This is a genomic window from Haloferax sp. s1 (genome assembly GCF_058382125.1).
The window spans coordinates 1-8,214 of the sequence record NZ_JBZRPK010000580.1; the positions used below are offsets into that span (position 1 = coordinate 1).

General features: G+C 64.7%; 7 protein-coding genes. 6 read left to right on the forward strand and 1 reads right to left on the reverse strand.

The genetic code is table 11. From position 1 onward, the window contains the following. The first annotated feature begins 157 nt into the window (after positions 1 to 157). From QT222_RS11160 to QT222_RS11180, 5 genes are all read left to right on the forward strand, one after another. Positions 158 to 3,202: a DUF7286 family protein gene (locus tag QT222_RS11160; protein ID WP_491477218.1), complete on the forward strand. Its 3,045-nt coding sequence runs from the start codon at positions 158 to 160 to the stop codon at positions 3,200 to 3,202. A 101-nt stretch (positions 3,203 to 3,303) separates the two neighbouring features. Then, positions 3,304 to 3,723, forward strand: a complete 420-nt coding sequence (locus QT222_RS11165) for a DUF5791 family protein (protein WP_491477219.1) — start codon at positions 3,304 to 3,306, stop codon at positions 3,721 to 3,723. Beyond that, the gene (locus QT222_RS11170; protein ID WP_491477220.1) at positions 3,720 to 4,616 is read left to right on the forward strand and encodes an SDR family oxidoreductase; all 897 of its coding nucleotides are present in this window, start codon (positions 3,720 to 3,722) and stop codon (positions 4,614 to 4,616) included. Before QT222_RS11165 ends, QT222_RS11170 begins: the two co-directional genes overlap by 4 nt. Positions 4,617 to 4,797: 181 nt before the next feature. Continuing rightward, the gene (locus tag QT222_RS11175) at positions 4,798 to 5,982 is read left to right on the forward strand and encodes a DHH family phosphoesterase (RefSeq protein ID WP_004057513.1); all 1,185 of its coding nucleotides are present in this window, start codon (positions 4,798 to 4,800) and stop codon (positions 5,980 to 5,982) included. Between the two features lie 83 nt (positions 5,983 to 6,065). Continuing rightward, positions 6,066 to 7,157, forward strand: a complete 1,092-nt coding sequence (locus tag QT222_RS11180) for an aldo/keto reductase (RefSeq protein WP_491477221.1) — start codon at positions 6,066 to 6,068, stop codon at positions 7,155 to 7,157. Positions 7,158 to 7,225: 68 nt separating this feature from the next. On the opposite strand, the gene QT222_RS11185 is transcribed toward QT222_RS11180, so the two are convergent. Beyond that, on the reverse strand, positions 7,226 to 7,396 hold the full coding sequence (locus QT222_RS11185; RefSeq protein WP_014732167.1) for an HVO_0758 family zinc finger protein: 171 nt from the start codon (positions 7,394 to 7,396) through the stop codon (positions 7,226 to 7,228). A 135-nt stretch (positions 7,397 to 7,531) separates the two neighbouring features. On the opposite strand from QT222_RS11185, the gene QT222_RS11190 reads away from it, so the two are divergent. Beyond that, positions 7,532 to 8,214: MFS transporter (locus QT222_RS11190; RefSeq protein WP_491477222.1), on the forward strand; the 683-nt coding region annotated here is incomplete at its 3' end.

An 8,214-nucleotide genomic window follows, 5' to 3' on the forward strand; every position in this document is an offset into this window, starting at 1 on the left:
TGGCAGCGGAAGAGGCGTACAAGACGAAGGCCAACCACGCGGCCGGCCGCGCCCGACGATTCGCAGACGTGATGCGTTCACGGTCGGGCAGCCCCCGAGGCGCCGCAGAAGCCGTCTCAATCGGTCGCGTCACCACCGCGATCAGGACGTGGTCGATATGAGGCTCGCAGGCGACGAGCGCGGCCGCGTGCCCTTCGCCTTGCTCGGCGTGCTCCTGCTCGTCGGGAGCGCGACGTTCTCCGGCGCGCTCTCTACTCACGCCCCCGTCGCAGCCCGCCGCGACGCCGCGGCGGCCGGCCGCCCACCCGCGCAAGCCGACGCCGCAGCCCGCGCGGCCGTCGGAGGCGCGGCACGCGAAGCCGCCGCGAATCCGGTCACGACACCGGCGAACACGACGGTCGGCCGAGTGCTTTCGGAAAACCAGACGTTCCGCGACTACCTTCGACTCCGAATTGCGCTCGCCGCATCCGAGCGACTTCGGGCCGTCTCGGTGCAGCGCAGTGGCGTCAACGCCTCGGTTTCGCTCCCCCGGCCGACGAACGAATCCAGTCTTCGCGCGGCGCTCGAACGGGTTTCTATCGACTCCCGTGAGAACGGGACGGTTCTCGTCGCAACCGTCGAGAACATCTCCGTCGACGTGCAGCGCGGCGGGAACCGGGTCGCCGACGAATTGATTACGACGACCGTCGGCGTTCGGACGCCCGTCCTCGCGCTCCACGACCGAACCGAGACGTTCGAACACCGACTCACCGCAGGCGCGACGAACGGTGGAACGTTGGATGCGACGGTCACGACCGCGCTCTGGGCCGCCGCATGGACGCGTGGGTGGAGTCAGTACGCAGGCGCGCCTATCGAGAACGTCGTCTCGAACGACCACGCCGCGTTGGCGACGAACGCCGGCGTCCTCCTCACCGAACAACAGACGTTCGGAACCACCGACGCCGATGCCAGAGGTGCGATGGGCCGAGCAGCCGTCCAAGCTGGTGCCCAGAGCCTGCTTTCCCAGACGGGTATCCCCGCCGCACCCGAGCTTGCGAATGCGCTTCCCGCCCCGAACAAGGAGGCAGACACGCCCCCGAAGACAGTCCCGTCGAACCGAACGATTAACGCATCGGTCGGCCCGGCGGCCGACAGCGCGCTCGTCTCGCTGCTCGACGGCCGCGGTGATGGTCCTTCGTTCGACGGCGTGGTTACGGACGCACACAGCGCAACCGTGTCTGTCGAGTCCGACGTGCGAGTCATCGAAGATATCGACACCGCACCGATAGACCTCGGAACAGAATGGGAACTGGTCGAAGAGACGACGGATTCGGACGTGTCTGTTACAGCGGTGCCGACGCGCACGCCTGCGCTCTCCCCCGATACCGTCGTTGTCGATACCGGTTCGCGTGTGGTGACGACCCGCGAGACGACCGTCCGAACGTGGAGTCACGGGAATGAGACGATTCAGACACAAGAACAGACGAAAACGAAAACCCGCGTCGACCTCGCGGTCGTCATCGACCCGCACTCGGTTCCCGGTCCGGCGCGCCCCATCGACCCCGCGACTTCGATTGGCGGCGTGCTCGACGGAGAAAACTTCGCCGCCGCCGTGACTGATGCAGAAGACGTGGTTTCGACGCACGGCGGATTCGACGGCCTCGCACGCGATGTTGCCGCGGGCGATGTACCGCCGTCCGAGACGACTGTCGCACCTCAGGCCCCGAAGTTCGGCGCGTGGGTTCGCTCGGATCTCGTCGACCTCCATCAGCGCGTTCGGAACCGAAGCCAGACCGTTTCCGCGCGAGCGCTCGCCGCGGGCGAGGTGAACCTCGCAGCGGAACTCGCCGCCAGTCTCCGAGCCGACCGACGCGCCCTGATCGACGGTCCCGCTGCCTACGACGGTGTTTCCGACCGGGCGCGCGTCGCAGTTCGCGCCGCCTACCTCGACCGCGTGCTGGCCGAACTCGACCGCCGCGCGAACCAGACCGCTGCCGCCACGGGTGCCGCCAGCGACGCGGCGCAGAATGCGGACGTCGGCTCACTCTCAACGGCGGTGTCCGCCGAGCGAACTGCCCGGTCTGTCCTCGGGTCGAAGCGCACGAACCGAACGACGAACCAAACAGGCGTCAGGTTCGTTCCCGATGCGGACCCGATGTATCTCTCGCTCAGCGGCCTCTCCGGGTCGGCCGTGCCGACTGTCGCTCGGGATGGAACGTACCACCCGCTTGTCGCCCGTAACACCAACCTGTTCACGCTCCCCTACGGCGACGCCACCGACACCGTCCTCGAACCGATTTTCGGCGCTCAGCGTCGTGTTTCGCTTCGAACCGCGGCCCACGCACTCCTCGCCGCAGATGACACACTTGCAGCCTCGAACGGAACGAATGAGTCTCTCGAAGACCGCCGCGATAGACTCGAAACCGCCGTCATTCGAGCGACTAGACCCGCCCAGCAGGCTGCACATGGGGTCCTCGCAGAGCACACGAACTACTCACTGGCAGAACGACAGTCCACCATTGAGACCGTCTTCGGCAGATGGGACAACCCCGCGAACAAGGCTCTCGCTATCACCAACGGGACCGCCGCGCGGCTCATCGCAACCGAAGTCGCGGGCACAGGCACGGTCGAAGCAGACATCCTCGAACTGCGTCTCGAAGCGGCCTTCAAGTCCGCCCGCAAGAACAGTCGTTCGACGGTCCCGCAGCGACTTACGAACCGGACGGTCGAGACGACCCGGACAGTCCGACAGGAAGCAGTCGCGACGACAACCACGGATGCGGCGATGAGGGCGACCGAAAACGCCGTCACGAACCGCGTAAACAAGACGCTCAAATCGCGCTTCAATCGCTCGTTCAAGCGTGTTCCCGCTGGTATGCCGGTCGCCCCGATTCCCGGCTACTGGTACGCGACAGTCAACGTCTGGGACGTTGCCATCTCGGGCGAGTTCGGCCAGTTCCGCGTCCACGCCCGCGGCGACACTGAATCGCTGACCTACGCCCGCGACGGGTCGACTGTCGCCCTCGATTGGAACGGTAACGGAACGGCTGAAACGGTTGGTCACGGCGAGCGAGTCTCCTTCGAGGTGGAGACAGCTATCGTCGTTGCCGTGCCAGCGTCCGGTGTCGGTGTCGGCGACGTGGACGGAAACGCCGACGAGCGCTCTGACGGCTGGAAAGGCGGACCGGGCTGTACTGTTCCCGCCGACTGCCGTGAGGTGTAACGCGGCTTCGACTGCAGTCGGTGGACACAGCTCACGGTTCTCCGGCACGTTTCGTGCCGAGTAACAACCGTTTTGCCGCTTCGATGCGCAAAACGTGATGTATGTTGCACGACGCCGTAGCCCAACCCGGGGCCGTGTCGCTCGACGAGCTTCGGGTCGCCTACGAGGACAAAATCCGTGATGCGGTCGCCACCGCGGGTGCGGACGCTGCCGCGGACGCCGCCGGTGTTTCTGAAGACCTCCTCTCGAACGGCGTGTTGGAGTTGACGCTCGAACAGGCCGCATCCATCCTTGCGCTCACCGATGACTACCCGGATGCCGACGCCATCGTGTGGGAGTTCCGCGACCACCTCCTCATGGGTATGACGAGCGGCATCCTCGATGTGGATACGCTCTCCTCCGAGGTCGATATCGTCCGCTCGGGACAGGAGATTCAACAGGCTATCGAAGGGCGTACCGCGGCCACGCTCGATGAACTGGCCGCCATCCACCACGTCATCGCCGTCCGAAACGAGCGATGAGGGTCGCCATCCTCGGCTGTGGCTACGTCGGTCTCGAACTCGCCCGACAACTCGTTTCCGACGGCCACGATGTCTGGGGAGTCCGCCGGTCCGACGCCGGTCTTGACGCCGTTTCTGACACCGGAGCCGAGGCAGTCCGCGCCGACGTAACCGACGCCGACAGCCTCGACGCAGTCCCTGACGTGGACACCCTCGTTTTCGCCGCAAGCTCTGGCGGCCGTGGGGCTGACGCCGCCCGAACCATCTACGTCGACGGACTCCGGACGGCTATCGACCACTTCGCCGGTCGCAGGTCGTCGCCGGAGCGGCTCGTCTACACGTCGAGTACGGGCGTCTACGGCAACCACGACGGGGCGTTCGTCGATGAATCGACGCCACTCGACCCGACAACCGACAAGACGCGCGTGTTGGCCGAGGCGGAGCGCATCGCCCGCGAGTACGCGGGAGCACAGGGAATCGAAGGAACGGTCGCCCGCTTTGCCGGACTCTACGGCCCGGACCGATACCGACTCGAACGCTATCTGAACGGGCCGGTCACCGAAGGCTACCTCAACATGGTTCACCGCGACGACGCCGCGGGAGCCATCAAGTACCTTCTCGAAACCGACTGCGCCCGCGACGAGACGGTTCTCGTCGTCGACGACGAACCGGTCTCGAAACACGAGTTCGCCGATTGGCTCGCCGACGAGTGTGGCGTTCCGCGGCCGGAAAAGCGCACGAAAGAAGAGCGACTCGCCGCGGACGACCTCTCGGAGGTGGTTCGGCGTCGCATCCTGACGAGTAAGCGCTGCTCGAACGAGTACCTCTGTACGCTCGGTTATGAGTTCAGCTACCCGACGTATCGAGCGGGTTACCGTGCGGCAATCGACGCCTATCGGGCAACCCACTCCTGATACTGTCGGCTGTAACTGGTTCAAAATATTCGGTACCCCGAGGTGCCGAAATTCTTCACGGACTTACAGTCGGCAGTATGAGCGTTCTTACCGTTCGATAGGTTCACGGATTCACGGTCTGTCAGCCGAGAACAACCAATTAGGGGGAATATTCATACCATAGGCCCCGGTCGTTTGGTGTATGTTTGGTCCGGTGGGACAGTTCGATTCGGGTGCACTCTTCGAGTCTCTCGGCTCGTTCGTCAGTACGCACCCGGAGGTTGCGGCGGCAGTCGTCGTCGGTCTGGGTGTCATCGCGCTCGCCCTCTATGCCGCCGTTCGATTTAAGCGGACGAGGGGGGAGCGCTTCGCCGAGGCACTCGAAGACGTAGACGAAGTCGCAGTTCTCATGCATCCGAATCCGGACCCCGACGCGATGGCCGCCGCAATCGGGGTCGCTTGTCTCGCCGAACAGGTGGGGACAACACCAACGATTCAATTTGCCGGCCAGATTCGACACCAGGAAAACCGCGCGTTTCGGACCGTTCTCGAACTTGATTTAGACCCAATCGACCACGTGAGCGACCTCGCCGCCGAGGCGGTCATTCTGGTCGACCACAACACGGCGCGGGGGTTCGCCGGTGCCGAAGGTATCCTCCCGTATGCCGTCGTCGACCATCATCCCGGGGAGGGGACGGGCGAGGCGTTTACCGACGTACGAACTGACTATGGCGCGTGTTCGAGCATCATCGCGGAGTACTTCCGAGACGTTGGCGCGAAGCCCGTTCCGCCGGACATGCACGCAAGCGAGGTAAACTCGACGTACACCGTCCCTTCGCAGGTTGTGACGGGACTCGTCTACGGAATTCTCACGGACACAAAGCACCTGACTGCCGGGTGTTCGTCGGCCGACTTCGACGCCGCGGGCTATCTCTTCCCCGGCGTCAACGAAGACCACCTCGACCGCATCGCCAACCCCGAAGTCTCCCGAGAGGTGCTCGAAGCGAAGGCTCGCGCCATCGCCGGCCGGGACGTTCGCGGCCCGTTCGCAGTCGCCGACATCGGCACGCTCTCGAACGTCGACGCCATTCCGCAGGCGGCAGACGAACTCATTCAACTCGAAGGCGTCACCGCCGCAGTCGTCTGCGGCGAACGCGAAGGAAACGTCTATCTCTCGGGTCGTTCCCGAGACGACCGCGTCCACATGGGTCGGACCCTCGAAGCCGCGTTGGAGGACTACCGCGGGTCGAGCGCCGGTGGCCACGCCCGGATGGGCGGCGGACAAATCATCCGCCCCGAAGTCGTCGCCGACGGTGGAAACGGCAACGGAATCGCCCGAGACGAACTCGTCGAGCGCGTCTTCGAGTCACTCTCGGGCGATATTTGAGGGTGAATTCAGCGCGACCGGTTTCTCTCCGTCTCCCGTCATCGACCGGTGGGCCTTAACAGCCAGCAGTCGTAGGGTCGCCCATGGCTACAGGACGGGGCACGTGGGCCTACCGTGACCGGTTCGGCGACAGTTTCGGCCGCACGTTCTTTCGACGTTTCGGACCCGGCGTCGTCTCCAGTATCGGCATCGGAACGTATCTCGGCGACCCGACGGACGAGGTTGACGACCGCTACCGCGAATCGCTCGTCCTCGCGCTCGAAAACGGAATCAACTTCATCGACACCGCATCGAACTACCGATACGGGCGGTCAGAGCGCGTCGTCGGCGACGCGGTCCGCGAGGCCGAGATTGACCGCGACGCTATCGCGATTGCCTCGAAAGCCGGGTTCATTCCCTTCGACCGGACCCGTCCCGACGACCCCGGACAGTACATTCGCGAGACCGTCCTCGATGCGGGACTCGCCGAACCGGACGAACTCGCCCACGGCAGTCATACTATCGCCCCACAGTTCATCGACGAGATGGTCGACCGCTCGCTCGACCTGACCGGATTGGAGCATATCGACTGCTACTACCTCCACAACCCAGAAACGCAGTTAGCTATCGCCGACCGCGAGACGGTGTACGACCGTATCGAGGCGGCCTTCGAGGTGCTCGAACGGCGCGTCGCCGCCGAGGATATCGGCCGCTACGGCGTCGCCACGTGGGAGGCGTTTCGGGTCCCCCCCGAGCACGATTCGTACCTCTCGCTTCCCGAAGTCGTCCGGCGGGCAGAACGCGCGGCAGAGACCGTCGGCAACGACGAATCGGGACTCGAAGCCATCCAACTCCCGTTTAACGTCGTGATGGCGGACGCCTTCACCGTCGACGCTCACGAGACGGAATCGGGCGAGTTGACGAGCGCGCTCTGGTACGCCCACGAACACGACCTGCACGTGTTCACGAGCGCGAGCATCGCGCAAGGCGAACTCGCAGATGGTATTCCGGAGTCAGTCGATTCGGCGCTTTCCGGCGACACACCGGCACAGCGCGCACTCAATTTCTCACGGAGCGCACCCGGCGTAACGGCGGCGCTCGTCGGTGCGTCGTCGCCAGAACACGTCGCAGAGAATATTGCCGCCGGGACGTTCGACCCGCTTGGTGCGCGGGTGTTCGACTCCGTATTCGAGTGAGTGCTGGTCGCGAGATGCCTCCCTCTCGCGCCTAACTGTCTTCTTTCTCCTAGCTGTCTTCTCTGCGCCTACCTGAGTTCTTTCCACTCGCGCTCGCAGTCGGGGCAGGTACGGACGGAGAACACTTCAGCGGGGTCGTTTTTCTTTTTCAGTGATTTTCCGCATTCGGAACATGTCAACCGCTCGTACGTGTCCTTTTCCAACTCCCCGTCACGAAGCCCCTTCCGAGTTGTCTTCATACTGTATCGTTTGCGTAACGAACATAAAAAGCCGCCGCCGACCCGGCAACGAAAACCCGGTTCGAAAGGGTTGTCATCCCGCGGTGCGCGCTTTCGAGCGTGTCACGTGGCCGCCTCTTTGGGACTCTCTGCGGAATGGTGTTGCTCGTCAATCTGGCGCGGGTCGTCTTCGCGCCCCTCCTCGGAGAGTTCATCGCGTTTTTCGACGTAAACCGTGCCACGGTCGGCTTCGTTGCGACTCTCGTTTGGCTCGGCAGCGCCAGCCTTCGCGTCCCGACGGGATGGCTTCTCACCCGCGTCCCGCGGCATCGGGTCGTCCTCGGTACCGGTGTCGTGCTCGTCGTCGCTTCGGCGGTTACTGCCAGCGCGAACTCCATCGAGATGCTGATGGTCGGTGCCGTCTCGATGGGACTCGCTTCGGGTGCGTACTTCGTCGCCGCAAACCCGCTCGTGAGCGAACTCTACCCCGAGCGCGTCGGCCGCGCGATGGGTATCCACGGCACCGCCAGCCAACTCGCTGCCGTCAGCGTTGCTCCCTTCGTCACCCTCGTGCTCGCGGTCGGTCCCGACGTGACGGAGCGACTCGGATTCATCTCCGCGTCGTGGCAACTTGTCTTCGTCTGCGTCGGCATCGCCGCCGCTGTTGCGACGGTCGCGCTCTACGTTACGGCTCGTTCGGCTGACCTCCCGGACGCCGGTGACGCGGACCGGGACCTCCTCGGTGCCGTCCGCAAGGAGGGGGGCGGCCTCCCCCCCGGCGGCGGCATTCTCCGGGTCCCCCGGGTCTCCCGGCCGGGGCCGGTCCACTTTTTCCGACC